General features: G+C 72.4%; 17 protein-coding genes. 12 read left to right on the top strand and 5 right to left on the bottom strand.

What is annotated here, in order from left to right:
* Nucleotides 1-108: 108 nt before the first annotated feature.
* The 5 genes from DVH02_RS01230 to DVH02_RS01210 all read left to right on the top strand — a co-directional run bounded on the left by DVH02_RS01230 (nucleotide 109) and on the right by DVH02_RS01210 (nucleotide 7,210).
* Nucleotides 109-2,130, top strand: coding sequence for a beta-galactosidase (locus tag DVH02_RS01230; protein ID WP_114621777.1), 2,022 nt, complete (start codon nucleotides 109-111; stop codon nucleotides 2,128-2,130).
* Between the two features lie 182 nt (nucleotides 2,131-2,312).
* Entirely contained in the window at nucleotides 2,313-3,896 is a 1,584-nt protein-coding gene (locus tag DVH02_RS01225; protein WP_114621776.1) for a glycoside hydrolase family 53 protein, read from the top strand.
* A 228-nt stretch (nucleotides 3,897-4,124) separates the two neighbouring features.
* Nucleotides 4,125-4,781, top strand: coding sequence for a SigE family RNA polymerase sigma factor (locus DVH02_RS01220; protein ID WP_114621775.1), 657 nt, complete (start codon nucleotides 4,125-4,127; stop codon nucleotides 4,779-4,781).
* The gene (locus DVH02_RS01215) at nucleotides 4,781-5,563 is read left to right on the top strand and encodes a hypothetical protein (RefSeq protein ID WP_114621774.1); all 783 of its coding nucleotides are present in this window, start codon (nucleotides 4,781-4,783) and stop codon (nucleotides 5,561-5,563) included. Before DVH02_RS01220 ends, DVH02_RS01215 begins: the two co-directional genes overlap by 1 nt.
* Before the next feature lie 414 nt (nucleotides 5,564-5,977).
* Nucleotides 5,978-7,210 carry a Cmx/CmrA family chloramphenicol efflux MFS transporter gene (locus DVH02_RS01210; protein WP_114621773.1) on the top strand — a complete coding sequence of 411 codons (1,233 nt, stop codon included), beginning with the start codon at nucleotides 5,978-5,980 and terminating at the stop codon, nucleotides 7,208-7,210.
* A 56-nt stretch (nucleotides 7,211-7,266) separates the two neighbouring features.
* On the opposite strand, the gene DVH02_RS01205 is transcribed toward DVH02_RS01210, so the two are convergent.
* Both DVH02_RS01205 and DVH02_RS01200 read right to left on the bottom strand, forming a co-directional pair.
* Entirely contained in the window at nucleotides 7,267-9,198 is a 1,932-nt protein-coding gene (locus DVH02_RS01205) for a cellulase family glycosylhydrolase (protein ID WP_114621772.1), read from the bottom strand.
* A gap of 211 nt (nucleotides 9,199-9,409) precedes the next feature.
* On the bottom strand, nucleotides 9,410-10,504 hold the full coding sequence (locus DVH02_RS01200) for a LacI family DNA-binding transcriptional regulator (protein ID WP_114621771.1): 1,095 nt from the start codon (nucleotides 10,502-10,504) through the stop codon (nucleotides 9,410-9,412).
* 282 nt (nucleotides 10,505-10,786) lie between these two features.
* Here DVH02_RS01200 and DVH02_RS01195 point away from each other — a divergent pair, with 282 nt between their 5' ends.
* From DVH02_RS01195 to DVH02_RS01180, 4 genes are all read left to right on the top strand, one after another.
* Nucleotides 10,787-12,115, top strand: a complete 1,329-nt coding sequence (locus DVH02_RS01195) for an ABC transporter substrate-binding protein (RefSeq protein ID WP_114621770.1) — start codon at nucleotides 10,787-10,789, stop codon at nucleotides 12,113-12,115.
* On the top strand, nucleotides 12,115-13,098 hold the full coding sequence (locus tag DVH02_RS01190; protein ID WP_114621769.1) for a carbohydrate ABC transporter permease: 984 nt from the start codon (nucleotides 12,115-12,117) through the stop codon (nucleotides 13,096-13,098). The genes DVH02_RS01195 and DVH02_RS01190 overlap by 1 nt, the downstream gene beginning before the upstream one ends.
* On the top strand, nucleotides 13,095-13,928 hold the full coding sequence (locus DVH02_RS01185) for a carbohydrate ABC transporter permease (protein WP_114621768.1): 834 nt from the start codon (nucleotides 13,095-13,097) through the stop codon (nucleotides 13,926-13,928). The genes DVH02_RS01190 and DVH02_RS01185 overlap by 4 nt, the downstream gene beginning before the upstream one ends.
* A 109-nt stretch (nucleotides 13,929-14,037) precedes the next feature.
* Nucleotides 14,038-15,384, top strand: a complete 1,347-nt coding sequence (locus DVH02_RS01180) for a 6-phospho-beta-glucosidase (protein WP_114621767.1) — start codon at nucleotides 14,038-14,040, stop codon at nucleotides 15,382-15,384.
* Between the two features lie 80 nt (nucleotides 15,385-15,464).
* On the opposite strand, the gene DVH02_RS01175 is transcribed toward DVH02_RS01180, so the two are convergent.
* Nucleotides 15,465-16,433 carry a pectate lyase family protein gene (locus DVH02_RS01175; protein ID WP_114621766.1) on the bottom strand — a complete coding sequence of 323 codons (969 nt, stop codon included), beginning with the start codon at nucleotides 16,431-16,433 and terminating at the stop codon, nucleotides 15,465-15,467.
* Between the two features lie 273 nt (nucleotides 16,434-16,706).
* Between DVH02_RS01175 and DVH02_RS01170 the strand changes: the two genes are divergently transcribed.
* Together DVH02_RS01170 and DVH02_RS01165 are read left to right on the top strand one after the other, a co-directional pair.
* Complete coding sequence (locus DVH02_RS01170) at nucleotides 16,707-17,327, top strand: plasmid pRiA4b ORF-3 family protein (protein WP_158575821.1); 621 nt, start codon at nucleotides 16,707-16,709, stop codon at nucleotides 17,325-17,327.
* A gap of 125 nt (nucleotides 17,328-17,452) precedes the next feature.
* Nucleotides 17,453-18,151 carry a TetR/AcrR family transcriptional regulator gene (locus tag DVH02_RS01165; protein ID WP_114621764.1) on the top strand — a complete coding sequence of 233 codons (699 nt, stop codon included), beginning with the start codon at nucleotides 17,453-17,455 and terminating at the stop codon, nucleotides 18,149-18,151.
* A 41-nt stretch (nucleotides 18,152-18,192) separates the two neighbouring features.
* On the opposite strand, the gene DVH02_RS01160 is transcribed toward DVH02_RS01165, so the two are convergent.
* Nucleotides 18,193-18,969: an alpha/beta hydrolase gene (locus DVH02_RS01160; protein WP_114621763.1), complete on the bottom strand. Its 777-nt coding sequence runs from the start codon at nucleotides 18,967-18,969 to the stop codon at nucleotides 18,193-18,195.
* A 344-nt stretch (nucleotides 18,970-19,313) separates the two neighbouring features.
* Here DVH02_RS01160 and DVH02_RS01155 point away from each other — a divergent pair, with 344 nt between their 5' ends.
* Nucleotides 19,314-20,141 carry a lipase family protein gene (locus DVH02_RS01155; RefSeq protein WP_114621762.1) on the top strand — a complete coding sequence of 276 codons (828 nt, stop codon included), beginning with the start codon at nucleotides 19,314-19,316 and terminating at the stop codon, nucleotides 20,139-20,141.
* Here DVH02_RS01155 and DVH02_RS01150 read toward each other — a convergent pair.
* Entirely contained in the window at nucleotides 20,125-21,867 is a 1,743-nt protein-coding gene (locus tag DVH02_RS01150) for an acyltransferase (RefSeq protein ID WP_114621761.1), read from the bottom strand. The two genes, DVH02_RS01155 and DVH02_RS01150, sit on opposite strands and share 17 nt — an antisense overlap.
* Between the last annotated feature and the right edge of the window lie 351 nt (nucleotides 21,868-22,218).

Below are 22,218 nucleotides of genomic sequence, written 5' to 3'. Positions count from 1 at the left end.
TTATGTTGGATCTGCAACGCCGTCCCTGTGTGTGCACGTTCCCACACCGGGTGTCGGTCACCGTCCGATCGCCGCTCAACCGCCGCACGCAGCACAGGAGGCACTTCCATGCCGGACATCACCCCCCACGGTCTCGACGGACTCGCGTTCGGCGGGGACTACAACCCCGAGCAGTGGCCCGAGTCCGTGTGGCAGGAGGACGTCCGCCTGATGCGCGAGGCCGGTGTCAACCTGGTCAGCGTCGGCATCTTCTCCTGGGCCATGCTGGAGCCCGAGCCCGGCCGCTACGAGTTCGACTGGCTCGACCGCGTCCTCGACCTGCTGCACGAGCACGACATCCGCGTCGACCTGGGAACCCCCACCGTCGCGCCGCCCGCCTGGTTCTACCGCGCCCACCCCGAGGCCCTCCCGGTCAGCCGGGAGGGCGTGCGGTACGCCTTCGGCTCGCGCGGCGCGATCTGCCACAGCTCACCCGCGTACCGGGAAGCCGCCGCCACCATCACCGAACTGCTCGCCCGCCGCTACGCCGGCCATCCGGCGCTGGCCATGTGGCACGTCCACAACGAGTACGGCGTCCCCGTCAGCGCCTGCTACTGCGAGAACTGCGCCGCGCACTTCCGCCGCTGGCTGGCCACCGCCCACGGAAGCGTCGAAGCCGTCAACGCGGCCTGGGGAACGGCCTTCTGGGGACAGCGCTACGCCTCTTTCGAGGAGATCGAACCGCCCCGCGCCACCCCCACCGTCTGCAACCCGGCGCAGCTCCTCGACTACGCGCGCTTCGCCGACGCCACCATGCGCGAGAACTTCGTCCGCGAGCGCGACCTGCTGCACCGGTTCGCGCCCGGGACACCCGTCACCACCAACTTCATGACCGCGCTCAGCCAGTGCGACTCGGTCGACTACTGGGCCTGGGGCCGCGAGGTCGACCTCGTCACCAACGACCACTACCTGATCACCGACGGCCGGCGCACCCACGTCAATCTCGCGATGGCCGCCGACCTCACCCGCTCCGTGGCCGGTGGCGCCCCCTGGCTGCTGCTCGAACACTCCACCAGCGGCGTCAACTGGCAGCCCCGCAACCCCGCCAAGGCGCCGGGCCAGATGGCCAGGAACAGCCTCGCCCACGTGGCGCGCGGATCGGAGGGCGCGCTCTTCTTCCAGTGGCGGCAGTCCCGGCGCGGCGCGGAGAAGTTCCACTCCGCGATGCTGCCGCACGCCGGTACCGAGAGCCGCGTGTGGCGCGAGGTCGTCGGACTCGGCGCCGCCCTGGACAGCCTGGCGACGGTGCGCGGTACGAGGACGGCCGCCGACGCCGCCATGGTGTGGGACTGGCAGTCCTGGTGGGCGCAGCGCCTCGAATGGCGGCCGAGCCAGGACCACGACGCCCGCGAGCGGGCCGACACGTTCTACGAGACGCTCTACGACCGGCACCTGACCGTCGACTTCGCCCACCCCGAGGCCGATCTGTCGGCCTACCCCCTCGTCGTGGTGCCCGCCCTCTACCTCGCGACCGAGGCGACCGGCGAGAACCTCCGCCGGTACGTCGAGAACGGCGGCACCCTCGTCGTCTCGTACTTCTCCGGCATCGTCGACGAGCACGACGCCGTGCACCCCGGCGCCCACCCCGGCCCGCTGCGGGATGTCCTCGGGCTGACCATCGAGGAGTTCTCCCCGCTCGGCGAGGGCGAGCGGGTCCGGCTCACCGGGCCGGAAGGCGCCGAGCTGACCGGGGACCTGTGGAGCGAGTTCGTCGTCCCGAAGGGCGCCGAGACGGTCTGGACGTACACCGACGGGCTCGCGGCCGAGCGCCCCGCCGTCACCCGGCACCGGCTCGGCGAGGGCACCGCCTGGTACATCTCCACCCGGCTGGACGCCGGAGCCCTCGACACCGTCATCGCCGCCGCCTCCGAGGACGCCCGCCTCGCACCGCGCGCCGAGCTGCCGCGCGACGTCGAGGTGGTGCGCCGCGGCGGAGAGCACGGCGCGTACCTCTTCGCCATCAACCACACCGCCACCGACGCGAAGGTGCCGCTGCCCGCCCACGGCACCGAACTCCTCACCGGGGAACGGGCCGCGGGCCGACTGGGCGTACCGGCGGGCGCGGTACGCGTCGTACGGCTCGACAGCTGAGAGCCCGACCGGCGCCGGCAGCGGCAGCGGCGTCGGCACCCGGCACCCGGTCCCGGGGCCACCACCCCCGGGACCACCCACCCCAGACGCACCACAGCGCACAGCGGCACCACAGCACTCCGGCACGCCGCACCACCATCCCCACCCCCACCCGCCCGCATCCGGTCGAAGGGACATCGACGATGCACCGCGCACCACGCTCCTGGCACACCCCACTCAGAGCCGCCGCGATATCCGCACTGGGCGCACTCCTCCTCACCGCGCTGCCCGCGCAGCAGGCACAGGCCGCCACCACCCTCACCAACCCCGGCTTCGAGGCCGACTCCACCGGAACGGCCACCCCCATCGGCTGGAGCACCTACTCGGCGACCGGACAGAACGCCGCCTCCTACACCGAGAGCGGCGGCTACAGCGGCAACCGCCGTCTCAGCCACTGGTCCGCCTCGGCGTACAAGGTCGAGACGTACCAGGCCCTCACCGGCCTCTCCGACGGCACGTACACACTCAGCGCCCGCGTCCGCTCCAGCGGCGGCCAGAACTCCGCCTACCTCGCCCTGCGCAACTGCGGAAGCGCCGAGCAGCGCACGGACCTGCCGGTCACCCCCAACGGCCAGTGGATCCGGCTCGTCACCTCGATCCGGGTGAGCGGCGGCAACTGCACCGTCAGCCTCAACTCCGACGCGCACGCGGGGGAGTGGGCCAACTTCGACGACCTCACCTTCGCCGCGGGCTCCACCGGCCTGTCCGTCAAGGGCGGGGACCTGTCGACCCTCCCCAAGAACGAGGCGTTCGGGGCGACGTACCAGAGCGCCACCGGCACGAGCGGCAACGCGCTGGGCATCCTGCGCGGCGCCGGTATGAACTACGTCCGGCTCAAGGTGTGGGTCAACCCCGCCGACGGCTACAACAACAAGACGCGCGTCCTGGCACTGGCCAAGCGCGCCAAGGCCGAGGGCATGAAGGTCCTGGTCGACTTCCACTACTCGGACCGCTGGGCCGACCCCGGCCACCAGACCAAACCGGCCGCGTGGGCCTCGCACGCGTACAGCCAGCTGCGCACCGACGTGTACGACCACACCTACGACGTCCTGAACGCCCTCAAGGCGCAGGGCACCACCGCCGACATGGTGCAGATCGGCAACGAGATCAACGGCGGCATGCTCTGGCCCGAAGGGTCCACGAACAACTGGACCCAGCTCGCGGGACTGCTCACCTCGGGCGCCCAGGCGGCCAAGGCCGTCTCCTCGTCCACCCAGGTCGCGCTGCACCTCGCCGAGGGCGGCGACAACGCCGGCACCCGCTGGTGGTTCGACCAGGCGGTCGCGCGCCAGGTGCCGTTCGACGTGATCGCCCTCTCCTACTACAGCTACTGGCACGGCCCGCTCTCCGGTCTTCAGGCCAATCTGGACGACGCCGCCGCGCGGTACGGAAAGCCGGTCCTGGTGGCCGAGACCGCGTACGCGCACACCCTGGCCAACGGTGACTTCCTGGAGAACAACATCGCCACCGCCTCCCAGCTGGCGGCGGGTTACCCGGCCACACCGGCCGGACAGGCCGCCAACCTGCGCGACGTGATGAACGTGGTCGAGGCCGTCCCCGGCGGGCGCGGACTGGGCGTCGTCTACTGGGAGCCCGCGTGGACGGCCGTGAAGGGCAGCGGCTGGGACCCGCAGGACCCGGCCTCGGGCAACGCCTGGGAGAACCAGGCGCTGTTCGGCTACGACACCAGGCTGCTGCCGGCGGCGGGGTGGTTCGCGCACAGGTGACCGCCCCCGGGGACCGGCCGGCAGCCGGTCCCCACCCCAGGGGCGCCCACCGGCCGGGCCCCACCGTCCCGCTCCCGCACGGGGAGCGGGACTGTCCGGTGTCCGCCCCTCGTGGTCCGTACCAGCGGCCGGTGACAACGGCCCGCGCCGAACACACTGTTACGCTCGCGCTCCTCGCGGCGGTCCGGGACGACCGGCGCGGGTGAGAACAGACAAAGGAGCGGCTCCGTGGACACAGTCGTCGACGACGCCACCGTCGCCGAATTCCACGCGTTCTTCGAACGGCACTACGCGGAACTGTCGCGTCTGGCCTGCCTGTTGACAGGCGACGCCAGTACGGCCGACGATCTGGCCTCGGACGCCCTGCTCGCGATGTGGCGGCGCTGGGACCGGGTCAGGGCCGCCGACCACCCCGTCGCCTACGCGCGCGGGGTGGTGGCCAATCTGGCCCGCTCCCAGATCCGCAGCGCCGTACGCGAGCGCCGCCGCGTCTCCCTCTTCTGGTCACAACGCGGCGAACGGTTCGACGGGCCGGACGTGCCCGCCGTGCTGGACGTCCAAGCGGCGTTACGGCGGCTGCCGTTCCGCAAGCGGGCCTGCGTGGTGCTGCGGCACGCGCTCGACCTCTCGGAGCGCGACACCGCGCTCGCCCTGGGCATCTCGGTGGGCACGGTCAAGAGCCAGACGTCCCGGGGGATGACCGAGCTGGAACGGCTGCTGGGGCCGGGCGCGACGGCCGCCGCGGGACGCGTGTACGCCACCGCGGCCCCGGGCCGAACCGTCGCCTCCGGCCGGGCGGTCGCCTCCGGCCGTAGGCTGCCGTCGGGCTCCGCGGCGCCGTCCGGACGTACGGTGGCCTCCGACCGTACGGAGGGAACGGGCTGATGGACGAGTTGCGCAAGAGGCTGCGCGAGACGGCGCACACGCACACCCCGGACCGCGAGCGGATGCTCGCCCGGATCGAGCGGGGGATGTCGGTCCCGGAGACCGCGTTCCCCCGGCCCTCCGCGCACCGTCCCGCGCCGTGGCTGCGGGTGGCGGCCGTGACGGCGGTCGCGGTCGGCGCCCTGGGAGCCGGGACGTTCGCCGTGGTCTCCGTCACGAAGGACGAGCGGCCGCTCACCGTCGCGACCACCCCGGAACCGGCGCACCCGCCGTCCGCCCCCGGCCCGTCGTCGTCCTCCTCCGGCCGGGCGGACCCCTCGTCCGGCGCGGGCCGCTCCGACGTCCCGCCCCCGGCGGCCACGGACCGGACCGGCTCCCCGGGGCCGCGCGACGGCTATCTGCGGTCCGACGGAACGGTCGACCCGCACAGCAACACCTACTGGGCACAGAGCAACATCACCGTCAGGACGGAACGCCCGCTGACCTCGCTCACCGTGGAACTGAGCGTCGCGCAGACCGGCGGTGTGCGGGAGACCGGCTCCTGGCGGTCGCTGCCCCAGGAGGACTTCACCGTAACGGTGGGCACCGGACCCGCCGGGGCGCTCGTCTTCCGCTGGACGCTCAAGGACGGTGTCACCGTACCGGCCGGAGAGCACGTCTTCGCCGGGCAGTACGACCACGCCGAGGGCGGCCGGGACGCCGCCGCCGACCGCTACCGGGCCGAGGCGACCGGCTCGGACCTGGCCGCCGAGGTCGGCGGCGGTTTCGCCCCGGCGTCCTGACGGACCCGGAAGCCGCCGCGACGAGTGGCGCGGAACGGACCCCGGCTGGTACCTTCGCCGCCATGTCGAGCCCCGAGGCCAGCAGACTCTAGCCACCGGACGACCGGTGGCCGATCCTCCGCCGAACTGACGCCGCACGCCTCACGAGGCCGCGGCTGACCTTCCGCACGGCCGCCACCGGATCGCCCCAGGGGTGGGCCGCTTTCGCACCCGGACGCCGGTCATCGCGTCCGGTTCGGGGCCGATCCAGGTCCGATCCAGGTCCGATCCAGGTCCGTGATCTCACCGAACCTGCCGCCGTGTTGCCGCCAGGAGCCGGGTCCCCCGGTCTCCGCCGAGCGGGCCCGGCACGCCCTCCCCACCCCGTCCGCTGTCGCTCAGTCGGTCCATTTCAGCCGTCGTTGGGGTTCTCTCATGCCATTCGCTGTCTACGTGCTCGGTCTGGCGGTCTTCGCCCAGGGCACCTCGGAGTTCATGCTCTCCGGCCTGCTGTCGGGCATCGCCGCCGATCTGGGGGTGTCCATTCCGGCCGCCGGCCTGCTCACCTCCGCGTTCGCGATCGGGATGGTGCTCGGCGCGCCCCTGATGGCGTCGCTCAGCCGCCGCTGGCCGCGCCGTCGCGCGCTGCTCGCCTTCCTCGTCGTCTTCATCGCCGTCCACGTCGTCGGCGCCCTCACCCCCGACTACCCGGTGCTGCTGGCCACCCGGGTCGTGGCCGCGCTCGCGAACGCGGGGTTCTGGGCGGTCGCGCTCGCGGCCGCCGTCGCCATGGTCCCTCCGGAGCTGCGGGCCCGTGCCACCTCCGTCGTGGTCGGCGGGGTCACCGTCGCCTGTGTGGCCGGGGTGCCGGCCGGTGCGTTCCTGGGGGAGCGGTGGGGGTGGCGGGCGGCCTTCTGGGCGGTGGCGCTCGTCTCCGTACCGGCCGTACTCGCCATCGTCAGGGCGGTTCCCGCCGAGCGGCCCGAGCCCTCGCGGGCGGGGGTGCGCGGGGAGCTGCGGGAGCTGGCCCGGCCCCGGCCGCTGCTCACCCTGCTGGTGAGCGCGCTCGTCCAGGGCGCCACCTTCTGCGCGTTCTCCTACCTGGAGCCGCTGGTCACCCGGGTCACCGGACTCGGTTCCGGGTGGGTGCCCGCCGTACTCGCGCTGTTCGGCGCGGGCTCCTTCGTCGGTGTCACGATCGCGGGCCGGATCACCGAGGGCCGCGCCGACACCTTCGTCACCGTCGGCCTGGTGTCGCTCGCCGTCGGCTGGGCCGCGCTCGCGCTGGGCGCCGCCGTGCCGGTGGCGGCGATCGTGCTCGTGTTCGTCCAGGGGATGCTCGCGTTCGGCACCGGGACCGCCCTGATCTCCCGGGTGTTCCACCGGGCCCCCGGCGCCCCGGCGCTGGCCGGGGCCTTCGCCACGGCCGCCTTCAACGTGGGCGGTGCCCTCGGGCCCTGGCTCGGCGGGCTCGCGATCACGCGGGGCCTCGGCTTCCGGGCGCCCCTGTGGGTCAGCGCCCTGCTGATGGCGCTCGCGCTCCTCGCGGCGGGCGCGCTCGCGTGGGCCGACCGCGCGGCGGGCCGCCGTACGGCCGGGGGCCCGGCGACGGCGCGCGAGGAGGCCGGGCGCGACGGGGAGCCCGGCGGGATCTCCGTGAACGGCTGACCGCGCGGACCGGCCCGGCCGAGCCCGGCCGTCCGGATCGCCGGGCCGGTCCGATGTCACGCGGCGGACAGCCGCAGCACCCGTACGCCGTACGGATCGAGGACCACCTCGTCCGCGGGGGAGCCGTCCAGCCCGGTCAGCCGCAGCCCGGCGGCGACGACCGGCGCGACCCGCAGCTCCTCGCGGCCCTGGCTCACCAGCCAGACGTACCGGTGCCCGTCCGCGTGCTCCAGCAGATCGACCGCCACGCGGGGGTCCGCCACCGTCACCGGACGGCGCACCCCCGCGTGCGCGGCCAGCGCGTCGTACAGCGGGACCGCGTCGTCCGGGTTGACGCGCGGGGTGACGGACGCCATGTGCTCCAGCGGATAGACACAGAGCACCACACTGCCCGCGCCCACCTGGCGCAGCAGCAGCGCGGGCCGTCCCCGGCCGTCGGTGGCCAGCACCTCGGCGCCGTCCGGCGCCACCGGCAGGAAGACCCGGCTGCTGTCGGTTCCCGCCGTGCGGAAGCGCAGGGTGTCGCCCGTGTCGAGCGTGCCGAACGGGCGGCCGAAGGTGAGCGTCACCTCGTCGTCCTCGATGGGGTTGACCAGCCCGTACTCCAACTGGTGCCGCACTCCGAAGAACTGGTCGAGATGGGCGTACCAGGGCCCGCGCTGCTCGTCGTGCGCGCCGGGGGAGTACGACACGTAGACCGTCGCGCCGCCCCTGGCCAGCTCCTCCAGCCGGTACCAGGTCGCCGACAGCAACTGCTTGGTGGACGGCAGCAGATAGAGCCGGTGGCCGTCCGCGATGCCGTCGCTCTCCCGCACCACACTCGCGGGAGCGTCCGCCAGCCGGGCCGTGATCCACGCCTGACGGCCGGTGCGCTCCACATACGTACGGTCCTCGGCCCGGGTGAACGGATAGAGCGTGTCGAGGTAGGAGGAGACGACCAGCGCGGTGCCGGTGTCCGGCCGCCGACAGCGGTCGAAGCCGATCCGCTCCAGCGTCTCGGCGAACGAACGCACCTCGCGCAGCTGCGGTTTGGGCGCTCCGGCGGCGTCGGTCAGCCCGAAGCGCATCTCGAAGGCGTGGTGCGAGTAGGGCGGCTGCTCGCGCAGCGCGTCGTAGTCGGTGTTGTTCCAGGCGATCCAGCCGGTGGCACCGGCCAGCAGACTGTTGTGCAACGCCTGACGGTAGTAGCGGGCGGCGTGCGGACCGGAGGCGAAGGCCGAGGTCAGCCCGAACTCCTCCAGCACCACCGGCCTGTTGAAGCTGCCCGTCAGCTCGCACACCCACGCCGCCGCGTAGTGCTGGCGCACCGGATCGTCCTCCATGCGGTAGACATGCGGCCCCAGCCAGTCGGTGAGCGCCGCGCAGTCCCGCAGCCGGAAGCCGTTGTCGTGACCGGAGTTCTCCAGCCCCCAGGCGCCGTCGCCCAGCGAGACCGGCTGCGGCGCGCCCGCGGCCCGTACCGCGTCCACCAGGATCTGCGCCCAGGAGGAGACCTCCTCGCGGGGCGCGTCCCGTCTGCCGTAGATCGGCATCTCGTTGGAGACCAGCCAGCCCGCGACCGCCGGATGGTCCTTGTAACGACCCGCCATCTCCCGGGCGAACCACGCCTGCCGGGCCACCAGCCACACGTCGGAGTACAGATCGCGGCCGCCCCGCCACGCCGGATCCCAGTTCTCCCCCGACATGTGACCGACCAGGAAGGTCGGCACCGTGGTCATGCCGAGCGCGTCATGCCGGTCCAGGAAGTCGGTGAAGCGGCGGCACAGCTCCTCGTCGATCCGGTCGGGACCGGGCATGAAGTCCGGCCAGTAGAAGAACGACCTGGTCATGTTGAGCCCGTGGTCGCGCAGCACCCGCAGCTCCCCCTCGACCACCTCTCCGTCGTACGACCGCCACATGAGGGGACCGCCGGTACGCGACCAGAAATTGGCGCCGATCCAGGAGACGGGACGGCCCCCGACGGAAATCCGGGCAGCGGGACGCGACATCTGTGAAATCTCCCTCGGTACGGTGACACGGAGCGGGGTGACAAGGTGAAAGACGCGGGAGTGCGCGGCCCGGCGCGGACGGGCGTACCGTGCGCCGAACAGTCAAACGCTGTACCGGTTTAGCGTCAAGACCGGAAGCGGTGACTAAACCGGTTCAGGGATCGCGCGCGCGGGTGAGCCGGGGGAGCGCGCGCTCCGGACGCGACGGCGGTTACGCGGGCGGCGCGGGCCGTACCGCCCGCACGGGAGACGCGGGGGACGCGGGGGACGCGGGAGACACGAGCGGCGCGGGGGACGCGGGTGGCGCCGCGACGCTGTCACGTACCGTCAGACGCGGCGCCGGGTCCTGCCGATCCCCCACCGCCCGGCCGCCCGCCGCCTCCCTGAGCCGTCGCGCCGCGTGCGCGCCGTACGCCGCGATGTCCCTGCTGAGCGCGGTCAGCGGCGGCTCGACCAGCTCGCACAGCGCCGAGTCGTCCCAGGCGACGACGGAGACATCGGCGGGCACCCGCAGCCCCAGGGCGTGGGCGGCGGTCAGCCCGGAGACCGCCATCACGTCGTTGTCGTACAGGATCGCCGTGGGCCGCGCCGGTTGTGCCAGCAGCGCGCGGGTGACGGCCGCGCCCCGCTCCCCGCTGTAGTCCGCCTCCACGGTCCGCCCGGTCAGGCCCAGTTCTGCCACCGCCGCGTCGAAGGCCGCCGTGCGGATCGCCGTATGGCGCAGCCGCGCGGGACCGCCGACCCTGGCCAGCCGCCGATGCCCCAGACCCGCCAGATACCGCACCACCGCGCTCACCGCCGCGGCGTCGTCGCTCCACACGGCGGGCAGCCGCCCCGTGCCCACCGGCGCCCCGATCACCACCGCGGGCATCCCCAGCTCCTCCAGCACCGCCACCCGCGCGTCCTCGGCCTGGAGGTCCACCAGGAAGACGCCGTCCACCCGGCGCCTGGCCCACCAGGACCGGTACAGGGCGATCTCCGCCGCCTGGTCCTCGGCCATGGTGAAGACCAGCGGGGTGGCATCGGTGATCAGCTCCGACTGGATACCGGAGATCAGCTGCATGAAGAAGGGCTCCAGCCCCAGCGTGCGCGCGGGACGGTCGATGACCAGACCGAACGCCCCCGCCGTACCGCCGGACAGCGCGCGGGCCGCGCTGTTGGGCTGCCAGCCCAGCTCCTCGGCTATGGCCAGGATCCGGCGCCGGGTCGGCGCCGAGACCCCCGGACGGTTGTTCAGCGCGAAGGAGACGGCGCCTTTGGTGACGCCGGCCCGGCGGGCGATGTCGTTCATGGTGGGTCGCTTCACGGTGGCGCGCCTCGCAATTCTCTCCGGGTACGTATGTGCCCGCCCTGCCGGGATGTCCTGCGTATTCGACCCGTATTCGACACGCGTTCCGCGACGGCGGCCCGCCGCGCCGGACACGGGACCGTCCGTCCGCGCGCGTACATCATTCAACGCGGCATTCGAGAAAGGCAATGCAGCGGCATTGACACTCCCTTTCCCGCGCCCTTAATTTCACGGCGTCGGAAGGTGCGCGGACCACCACCGGCCGTTCCCTGTCGCCGTTCCACCGAGCAAAGGGCCGTCATGACGTTGCACAGATTACAAAAGACGCGTGCGGTGGTGCTCCCGGTCGCCGCCGCGCTGCTGGTCGCGGGCTGCACCGGCAGCGGGGCCAGCTCCGAGGGCGCGGACGCGAAGGCCGCCGCCGACCCCGCGAAGGTCTCCGGGACGATCACCGTCCTGACCCACCGCACCGACTGGGTGCAGGACGGCACGATGAAGAAGTACGCCGACGAGTTCCGCAGGACCTACCCCGGGGTGACCGTCAAGTTCGACGGCATCACCGACTACGAGGGCGAGGTCAAGATCCGGATGAACACCCGGAACTACGGCGACGTCCTCATGATCCCCGGCGCGATCAAGAAGAGCGACTACCCGAGGTTCTTCGCCTCCCTGGGCACCCGCGCCGAACGCGCCGCGAAGTTCCGGTTCACCGACTTCACCACGGTGGACGGCAAGGTGTACGGACAGAGCCCGATCGGCGTGGCCCCCGGCTTCGTCTACAACAAGAAGGTGTGGAAGGCCGCCGGGATCACCGACTGGCCCACCACTCCCGCCGAGTTCCTCACCGGCCTCAAGGCGATCAAGGCCAGGACCGACGCGGTCCCCTACTACACCAACTTCAAGGACATGTGGCCGCTCACGCAGTGGACCCAGGCCATGGGGTCGGTCGGCTGCTCGGTCCTGGCCAACGACGACCTCGCCGACCACGACCCCTGGGCCGAGGGCTCCGACCTGCGCACCATCGACACCCTGCTGTACGACACGGTCCACGACAAACTCGTCGAGAAGGACCCGTCGACCACCAACTGGGAGGGCTCCAAACCGCGGTTGGCCAAGGGCGAGATCGCCACCATGTGGCTCGGCTCCTGGGCGATCTCACAGTTCAGGGACGCCGCCGAGAAGGCCGGGACCGACCCCGGCGACATCGGCTTCATGCCCTTCCCCGCACAGGTGGACGGCCGGTTCTGCGCCGTCGCCGCCCCCGACTACGGGCAGGCGGTGAACGTCAACTCGGCCCACAAGGAGGCCGCCCGCGCCTGGATCGACTGGCTCACCGAGAAGTCCGGCTACGCGGCGGACAACCTGGCGCTCTCGCCGCTCAAGGGCGCGCCGCTGCCGGACGTCCTCAAGCCGTACACCGACCGGAAGGTGAAATTCATCGAGCTGGACCAGGCCAAGGGCGCACTGGTCGACGAGATCGACAACGCCGCGGAGATCGGGCTGGAGAAGCCCGACTACCGCCAGGACCTCGTCGACATCGCGCGCGGCGCGAAGAAGGGCACCCTGGACGGCTACCTCGCGGGCCTCTCCGCACGCTGGACCGAGGCGGCCAGGACCGCGGGCTCCTGATGGACCGGACCACGGACACGACCGTACGGGGCGAAACGCCCCGGCGACCCGCCGCGGGCCCCTCGTACGGGCGGCGGACCGGCGACGCGCCGTCCCCCGCGCCGCCCCGCCGCCGCGACCGGGCGTGGCGCGAGGCCACACCCTGGCTGTTCATGCTGGTCCCGCTGGCCCTGCTGGTCGTCTTCACCTACGCGCCGGTCATCAACATGATCGCGTACAGCTTCACCGACTGGGACGGCGTCAGCCCGGAGCTGAGGGCCACCGGCGTCCACAACTACGTCGACATCTTCACCCGGCCCGAGCTGTTCCAGGTGTTCTTCGTCAGCGGCTACTACCTCGCCGCGTCGGTGGTGCAGATCGCCGCCGCCCTCTACTTCGCGACCGTGCTGAGCTTCCGCACCCGCTTCCGCGACTTCTTCAAGGGCGTGCTGTTCTTCCCGTACCTGATCAACGGGGTCGCGATCGGCTTCGTCTTCCTCTACTTCTTCCAGGACGGCGGCACCCTCGACTCGGTGCTGCGGCTGTTCGGCGCCGAGACCGAACGGGCCTGGCTCTCCACGCCGACCTCCGCGAACATCTCGCTGGCCGGAGTGTCGGTGTGGCGCTACACGGGGCTCAACTTCGTCCTGTTCCTCGGCGCGATCCAGTCCATCCCCGGCGAGCTGTACGAGGCGTCCGAACTGGACGGCGCCAACCGCTGGCAGCAGTTCCGGCACATCATCGCCCCCGGCATCCGGCCCATCCTCAGCCTCAGTGTGATCCTGTCGGTCTCCGGCTCGCTCTCGGTCTTCGAGATCCCGTACATCATGACCGGCGGGGCCACCGGCACCGAGACCTTCGTGATCCAGACCGTCAAGCTCGCCTTCCAGTTCAACAAGACGGGACTGGCCTCGGCCGCCGCCGTCGTGCTGCTGCTGATCATCCTCCTGGTGACCTGGGTGCAGCGGCGGCTCGTCCCGGACGACAAGGTGGATCTCGTATGAGGACCCGCGCACACCTCGCCGGCACACTGAAGTACCTCTCCCTGGTGGTGGCAGCCGTCGTGGTGCTGCTGCCGCTCGGCGTCATCTTCCTGACCTCGCTGAAGACCGACCGGGAGCTGGCCGACGGCAGCGGCGCGCTCACCCCGCCCCGCGACCCGCTGAACTTCGCCAACTACGTGACGGCCTTCACCGACGGCCGGATGCTCAGCGCCTTCGGGAACACCGCCCTCATCCTGGCCTTCGCCATCACCGGCACGGTCCTCATCGGCTCGATGACGGCGTACGCGCTCGACCGGTTCCGCTTCCGGCTGCGCGGGCCGGTGATCGCGCTGTTCCTGGTCGCGACCCTGGTGCCCGGGGTGACCACCCAGGTCGCGACCTTCCAGATCGTCAACAGCTTCGGGCTCTTCGACTCCCTCTGGGCGCCGATCGTCCTCTACATGGGGACCGACATCGTCTCGATCTACATCTTCCTGCAGTTCATCCGGGGCATCCCCATCTCCCTGGACGAATCCGCGCGACTGGACGGCGCCAACGCGTTCACCGTCTACCGGAAGATCATCCTCCCGCTGCTCAAACCGGCGATCGCCACCGTCGTCATCATCAAGGGCATCACCGTCTACAACGACTTCTACATCCCGTTCCTCTACATGCCCTCCGAGGAACTGGGCACCATCTCCACCTCGCTGTTCCGCTTCAAGGGGCCCTTCGGCGCGCACTGGGAGAACATCTCGGCGGGCGCGGTCCTCGTCATCCTGCCCACCCTGATCGCCTTCCTCTTCCTCCAGCGCTACATCTACAACGGCTTCACCCGGGGAGCCACCCGCTGAGCCGGGCCGCCACGCGCGCGGGACCGGGTGTGCCGGTGCCACGCCCGGCCCGGAGCGGTGAAAGGCTGGCCCCGGCAGGAACGAGATCCGGGCGACGGAGGTCCACGGTATGAGGCTCACCATTCTCGGCGGCGGCGGCTTCCGGGTCCCGCTGGTGTACGGGGCGCTGCTCGGCGACCACGCCGAGGGCCGGATCACCCACGTCACCCTGCACGACCTGGACCCGGCCCGGCTCACGGCCGTCGCCCGGGTCCTGGCCGATCAGGCAGGGGACGCCCCCGACGCGCCCTCCGTCACCGTCACCACCGACCTCGACGAGGCCCTGTGCGGCGCCGACTTCGTCTTCTCCGCCATCCGCGTCGGCGGCCTCGCGGGCCGCGCCGCCGACGAGCGCGTCGCCCTGGACCTGGGCGTCCTGGGTCAGGAGACGGTCGGCGCGGGAGGCATCGCGTACGGACTGCGCACGGTCCCCGTCGCCGTCGACATCGCACGGCGGATCGCCCGCCTCGCACCCGACGCCTGGGTCATCAACTTCACCAACCCGGCCGGTCTGGTCACCGAGGCCATGTCCCGCCACCTCGGCGACCGGGTCATCGGCATCTGCGACTCCCCGGTGGGACTCGGCCGGCGCGTGGCACGCGTCCTGGGCGCCGAACCCGACGAGGCGGGCATCGACTACGTGGGCCTCAACCACCTCGGCTGGCTGCGCGGGCTGCGCGTCGCGGGCCGCGACGAACTCCCGCGCCTGCTCGCCGACCCCGACGCGCTCGGCTCCTTCGAGGAGGGACGCCTCTTCGGGCCCGCGTGGCTCCGTTCCCTCGGCGCCATCCCCAACGAATACCTGCACTACTACTACTTCAACCGCGAGACCGTCCACGCCTACCAGGAGGCGAAGCAGACCCGCGGCGCCTTCCTCCGCGACCAACAGGACCGCTTCTACGCGGAGATGACCCGCCCCGGCGCCCCCGCGCTGCGCACCTGGGACCGCACCCGCGCCGAACGCGAAGCGACCTACATGACGGAGAACCGCGCATCCGCCGGTCTCGGCGAGCGCGACGAGACCGATCTGGAGTCCGGCGGCTACGAACAGGTCGCCCTCGCGCTGATGCGCGCCATCGCGCGCGACGAGCGCACCACGCTCATCCTCAACGTCCGCAACCGCACCACCCTGCGGGTCCTGGACGAGGAGGCCGTCATCGAGGTGCCCTGCCTGGTGGACGCGAACGGCGCCCACCCGCTGTCCGTGGCGCCGCTGCCCGGCCACGCCACCGGGCTGGTCTGCTCGGTCAAGGCCGTCGAACGCGAGATCCTCGCCGCCGCCGGGAGCGGCTCGCGCGCCACCGCCGTGAAGGCGTTCGCCCTGCACCCGCTCGTGGACTCGGTGAACATCGCCCGCCGGCTCGTCGACGGCTACACGGACGCACACCCCGCCCTGGCCTACCTGAACCGGACCTGAAACCCCCGGCGCCACGTGTGACGCGCACCGCCGCCCCCCGCCGGTCCCGGCAGGGGGCGGCGCGCTCCGTGGAGCGGACCTCAGATCTTGCCGGTCCCGGCGCCCGCCGTCACCGAGGCGACGACGCTCGACGCGGACTCGGCCGTGTAGCTGTACGGCGGGCTGGTGAACGTACCCGTCCGGGAGATCTCGGTGGCCGCGCCGCCCAGGTCGTTGCCGCGCAGCACGGCGTAGCCGTCGGTGCTGCTGTCACGGCTGGTGGTCACCGCGACCTTGGTGTCGCGGAAGACGTTGTTCTCCACCAGCATCTGCGCGTTCATCCGGGAGTGCACGGCGGTGTCCGCGCCGGTCACGTAGTTGTCGTAGAAGTGGCCGGTGCCGAAACGCAGGCTGGGGATACGCGAGTTGACGTTGCTGAACAGGTTGTGGTGGTAGGTCACCCGCAGATGCCCGGTGTCCTCGCTGGTGTTGCTGTCGCTGTGCCCCACGAGCGAGCCCTTGTAGTGGTCCTTGAAGGTGTTCCAGGACACGGTGACGTAGTCCGACGCGTGCGTGATGTCGAGCAGACCGTCGTAGTAGTCCTTGCCGTGGTCGCGGTCCGAGGAGAAGGCGTTGTGGTCGACCCACACCCGGGTCGACTTCTGGACGGTGATGCTGTCCGCGGGGGCGACCGCCTTGCTGAGGTTGAGATTGCGGACGATGACGTTGGTGGAGTCCTTGACGCGCAGCCCGCCGCCGGTCAGGCCGGAGGACGAACCGACGCCCAGGACGGTGGTGTTGGAGCCGATGTCGACCTGGCCGCTGAGGCTGATCACGCCGGAGACCCGGACGACCTTCGCGCCCGTGCCCGCGACGGCCGAGGTGAAGGCGGAGAGCGTGCTGACGGTGACGGGGCTCGCGCTGCCGCCGCCGGTGGTTCCGGCGGCGTAGCCGATGGGGGTGGTCTCGGCGGCCGCCGCCGACTGCGGCGGTATCGCGCCGAGCGCGACGACGGCGGCGGCGGAGGCGAACAGGGCGGCGGCGCGGCGGCGGCCGGAGATGGTGGGCATTCGCGGGTGTCCCTTCGGGGCGGTGGGGCGCTTGTTCGGGGCCTACGCCTCCTTGTCGCCGACGCCGCGGGAAAGGTTGCCGGGTCCCGGCGACGGGTCCGTACCGCTCCGCGTTCCTGGGTGCCCCGCCGAACGGAGATCCGAGCCCCGCGCCGCCGGACGCGCCGACCGCGACCGGCAACCGGCGCGTACCCGGCCCCGCCCGCCCCGTACGTGCCGTACCCGTCCCGCGCCGTCATATACGGCGCACCGGCCGCTGGCAGGATGACCGCCATGGCGAACACCAGGCGCGCGAGGCCCCGCTCCCGGACGGCACCGGGGAACACCGTCCACCGGATCAAGGCCACGCTGCGCGACTCACGGCCCCCGGTCTGGCGCCGCGTGGAGATGGACTCGACCGTCACGCTCCAGCGTCTGCACCACATCGTGCAGACGGCCTTCGGCTGGGAGGACGCACACATGTGGGCCTTCAGAACCCCGAAGAGCCGCCTCCACTACCGCGCCTCGCACCGTGATCCGGCGATCCTCAGCCCCACCGCGAAACGCCTGGACCAGATCGCGCCGCGCCCCGACGACCGGCTCGACTACGTCTACGACTTCGGCGACGGCTGGGAGCACAGCCTGCTCGTCGAGGCGGTCACCCGCGCGGAACCCGGCACCGTCTACCCCCGCTGCCTCACCGGCCGCCGCGCCTGTCCACCGGAGGACTCCGGCGGCACCTGGGGATACGCGTATCTGCTCGACGTACTCGCCGACCCCAGCCACGAGGAACACGAGGACCGGCTGCGGTGGCTCGGCCTCGAAACCGCCGACCAGTTCGACCCGGCCGCCTTCGACCTGGCGCGGATCAACGCCGCGCTCGCGCGGTACGCCGCGGCCCCGGTCGGGGACTGACGCCGTACCGCCCACCGTCGTACCGCGCACCGCCGAACGCGCACGGCCGTACCGCCCACCGCCGCACGCGCATGGCGTCGACAGGCTAACCGGATGGCATCGTCCACTTACGTTAGACTCCGCGCATGCACACCGAGCGGCTCCGCACCGTGCGACCGGACGACCCGGCCCCGGCTGCGGCCCCCGAGGCGTCACCCGCACTGCGCGCCGACGCGCTGCACAACCGCACCCGCATCGTCGAGGCAGCCCGCGAGTCCTTCGCGGCCCGGGGACTCGACGTCCCGATGGCCGCCATCGCCCGGCGTGCCGGTGTCGGGGTCGCCACGCTCTACCGCCGCTTTCCCACCAAGGAGACGTTGATCGCCGAAGCGTTCACGGAGGAGGTCGGCGTGTGCGTCGCGGGGATCCAGGAGGCGCTCGCCGACCCCGATCCGTGGCGCGGTTTCTGTACGGTCATCGAGCAGGTGTGCGCCACGCACGCCACCGACAAGGGCTTCACCACGGCGTTCCTCTCCGCCGTGCCCGGCACTCCCGCCTTCGACCGGGAGCGTGAGTGCGCCGAGCGGGGTTTCGCCCTGCTGACCCGGCGCGCCAAGGACGCCGGTCGGCTGCGGGCCGACTTCGCGCACGAGGACCTCGCGCTGATCCTCATGGCGAACAGCGGCATCACCGCCGACTCCACCGAGGAGGCGCTGGCCGCGTCCCGCCGTCTGGTGGCGTACCTGCTGCACTCCTTCCGCGCCGGGCCCGCCACCGAGGACGCCCCGCTGCCCCCGCCCACGCCGCTGCGGCTCACCAACATTCTGGGCCCGCGGCACTCGTAGGCGGCGCTGCCTCGAAGACGCGCCCCACGGGCACGGGCCGGTCATGCCACCGCCCGCGCCACCTCCGCCACGACGCGCGCCGTCGCCCGGCCGACGCTCCGTACCGCGGGGTCGGCCGACGGCAGGCAACGGTCACCGGCCGGGTCGTACACGCACCCGAGCACCCCGGCGTGATCGGTGTCCGGCTCGGCGAGTTCACAGTCCCAGCCGCGTGCGCACAGCGCGTCCCGCAGCTCCCGCGACGAGGCGTGGGGGACGACCGTGTCCCGGGTGCCGTGCACCAGCCGCACCGGCACCGGCGGCACCCCCCGGTCGAGCATCCGCAGCGGCACCGTGCCCGTGGTGTGCGACGGGCGCCCGTAACCACCCGCGATACCGACCACGGCGGCGGGCCGCGGGCCGGGAAACAGCTCCGGGTGCAGCGCCACCCCCAGGGCCGCGCCCGCGCCCGCCGACCAGCCCGCGACGATCAGCGGCCCGGGACCGCCGGTGAGGACGTCCGGCCGGTCGAGAACGTACCTCAGGGCGCCGGTGAGATGGGCGCGCCCGTCGTCGGGCCGGTCCGAACGCCAGTCGGGCACAACGACGGTGGGGCCCCGCGCGGCGATCTCCCGTGCCAGCGGGGCCAGTACGTCACGCTCGTCGGGACCCACGCCGTGCCACAGCAGTACGCACGGGCCGCCGCGGCCGGAGGCGTAAATGTCGAGAAACTTGGTCTCGTCCCCGGCGGGGTAGGGCACGGTGCGGGTCGTCACGCGGTCGAGGGTCTGTCCCGCACCGCGGTCCTCGACGTACGGCCGCTCGGTCGGTCTCTCCATGGGAGGCAGCCTACGGCGGGCCGCCGATGAGGATGCGTTCGGTCACCAGGGCCGGATATTCCGTCGGCGGCGCGTGGCCCGCGCCCAGGGGGATTGCGCGACGCCATCCCGCGGACGGCCGCGTCAGACGCGTCAGTTCGGCGCCGAGGATCGCGCGCTGTCCCCGACCGCACGCGCCGGGCGGGTGCGCGGGGACCGGGGACCGCGCCGGGGGCCGGGCAGCGGTAGGGAGCCGCCGGTGTCGTGCCTCCGTACGGGTGATCGCGCGCGTCAGCCGTTCCGTTCCCCTCGGTTACGGGGCTAGGTTTCCGGGCGAACCATCGCGGCTAGCCACGAGGAAACCGATGACCATCCCCGCTCTGGACCACTCGACGACCCGTTACTCCCTCCCGCACGCCTACTGGATGGCGCGGGCGGCCGGGCTGGCCGCGCTGGATCCGGCGGGCATCGAGGCGCAGGCCGAAGCCTGGGGCTTCGACGAGGTACGGCACTTCGAGTCGACGCACCGGATGCCGTTCCCGATCGAGGACACCCAGGCGTACACCATGGCCAGTGACCGCATGATCGTCACCGGCTTCCGGGGCACCGAGGTGCTGAAGATCTACGACTGGCTCACCGACGTCAACACGCCGCCCGTTCCGGGACCGGCGAACAAGGGCTTCGTCCACTACGGCTTCCACCGCGCCCTGCAGTCCGTCTATCCGCTGATCCGGGACGCCGTCCAGGAGCTGCGCACCGAGGGGCAGAGCATCTGGTTCACGGGCCACAGCCTCGGCGGGGCCCTCGCGATGCTGGCCGGGGCCAGGATGTACTTCGAGGAGCCGAAGGTGCTGCCCGACGGCGTCTACACCTTCGGCCAGCCCCGCACCTGCGAACGGCTCCTCGCCGGTGCGCACAACACGGCTTTCAAGAACCGCTGCCACCGCTTCGTCAACAACAACGACATCGTGCCGCGGCTCCCGCCCGAGCCGGTCTTCACCCATGTCGACGCCACGCGCTACTTCGACGCCGACGGCGGACTCCACGACACGATGCCGCTGCTGGCCGGGGTCAGGGACCGGGTGAAGGGGCTGAGCGCCGACCTGTTCGCCCCGGAGACCGTCGCGATCAAGCACCACCACCTGGCCAACTACCTGGCCGCCTTCGAGAAGAACCTCACCAAGGCCGGCTGAACACCGGCACGGCGGACCCGGGCGGGCCCGCCGGCTCGGGGCGGTGCACACCGCGCGGCCGGTACCCCAACTCGTCGGCGACACCCACCAGATCGGCCAGCAGCCAGACGATGGCCAGCCACATCTCGGTGCCCTGCAGCCCCGGGTCCCGGCCGGGACCCGACCCGCCCTCGCCCGCGGGACCGAAACCGAAGCCCGCCCCGTCCCGCCAGCGCCCCAGCGCCCCGGCCAACTGCCGCGCCGCCCACTCCCGCACCTCGTCCGCCCGATGCCCGGTCCGACGTCCCGCGAGCCACAACGGATGCGCCACGTCCAGCACGTTGCACGCGTTCTGTCGGCCCTCCGCGAACCACCGGGGATCGGCGGCATGGGCCAGTACGGTGTCCACCACCCGCTCCGGGTAGGGCACCTGGACCCCGAACTGGGCGAACGAACCACGGGTCAGCCGGTAGTAACCGTTCACCAGCTGGAGCCTGCCCGCCGCCGGAGAGGCCGCCGCGCCCCACATCCCCGTCCACGGATCCACCCGCGTACCCAGCCAGCCGAACAGCGCTTCCAGCGCACCGGGCTCACCGGCCTCGGCCCCCAGCTCCCGGTTGCGATACGCGCCGGTGGCCCAGCAGTCCACCCACGCGCCCGCCGACCACGCCCGCTCCCGCCACGGCAGCGCCGCCAGCCGGGACAACAACTGACGACTCGTCAACTGCTGTACGACACGCACCGGGTGGGCGAAGCGCGAGCCCAGCAGTTCCAGCGCGTACCCCACCGACAACACGTGGTACTCGGCTCCGCCGTCCTCGATCCAGCCGTCGTGGGCGGGTGGCGGCAGCTCTCCCGGGCCGCCGCCGGGGGAGAGTTCTGGCACCAGCCCGCTCGCCGGATCCTGCAGCGCGCGCAGCCGCCCGGCATGCTCGGCGGCGGACATTCGCCCCGGGGGCGCGTCGAGCAGCAGCGCGGCGATCTCGACCGCGTCGCAGTGCGCGCGCACGGTCGCGGGAACGCCCGGACGGTCGCTGTAGCGTCCGGTGTCCTCGCTCCAGCAGCGGGCCAGCACATCGGCGGCCTGCTCCCGGGCCCGGTCGGCGAACGCGGCCACGGCGCCGCTCGGGTCACCCTCCGGCGTACCGGCCCGCGTACCGGCCCGCGCCCCGCCGCGCCCGCGGCGATCGCGCAGGGGGCGGGCCGGGTTCCCGGCGGCGATCGTCCACGGCGCCAGGTCCTTGGTGACCACGGCCCCCGCCCCCACCACACAGTGGTCGCCGATCGTCACACCGTCCAGGACGACCACGTTCGAACCGATCCACACATCGTCCCCGAGGACGATGCCCTCGCTCGTGAGCGGCTGCCGGTGCACGGGCCGGTCCGGCGCGAAGCCGTGGTTGAAACCGAGCAGCGAGGCGTGCGCGCCGATGCGGACGCCGTTCCCGAGCGTCACCCTGCCCCGCACGGTCGCGTACGGATTGACCGTGCAGTCGCTCCCGGTCCTGACCTCCCCGGTGACGTAGGCGTGCCCCGCGATGTAGGAATCCGCGCCCAGCCGCAGGACATCGGTGAACACACCGGCAGCCGACGAGACATAGCACCGGGGCCCGACGCTCGCCCCCGCGTCGGCCAGACGCTTCTGGCGCGCGGTCTGCGCGGCGCGCTGCGCGGCGGAGGCCCGCCGGGTGAAGTCCCAGGGGCAGTAGTCGAAATACGCGTCCTCGACGGAGCTGTCCGAAGCCATGCCCACGACCTTAGAGAGCGCTTACTGTCCGGGCAATCCCGCCGAGCCGAGCCGCAGTGCTGTGCCGAGCAGCGCCGTGCCGCGTCCGTGTGGTCAGCCGGACACGATGCCGAGGACCGCCGTACCGTCCTCGCCCGCCCCGTCGTCCACCGGTAGGAGCGTTCTTGCCGCGGCCCGTGTGTGGATGCCGTCGCGGCCACCGTGCCCCGCCCGTTGCCACCATGCCGCCCGTTGTTCCGATCTGCCCGCGTGCGGGTGTACGGCAGCCAGTCCTCCCCGCGGAGCCGTACCGGAACCGGCGACGGTCAGGTGCCGCCGGATCCGGTACGTACGGGAGCGTCCCGCCGCTCC

Origin of the sequence: Streptomyces corynorhini, assembly GCF_003346515.1 — a bacterium.
Classification (GTDB): Bacteria; Actinomycetota; Actinomycetes; order Streptomycetales; family Streptomycetaceae; genus Streptomyces; species Streptomyces corynorhini.
Note: the sequence above shows the minus strand (reverse complement) of the source record. Positions and strands in the feature narration are given on the sequence as shown.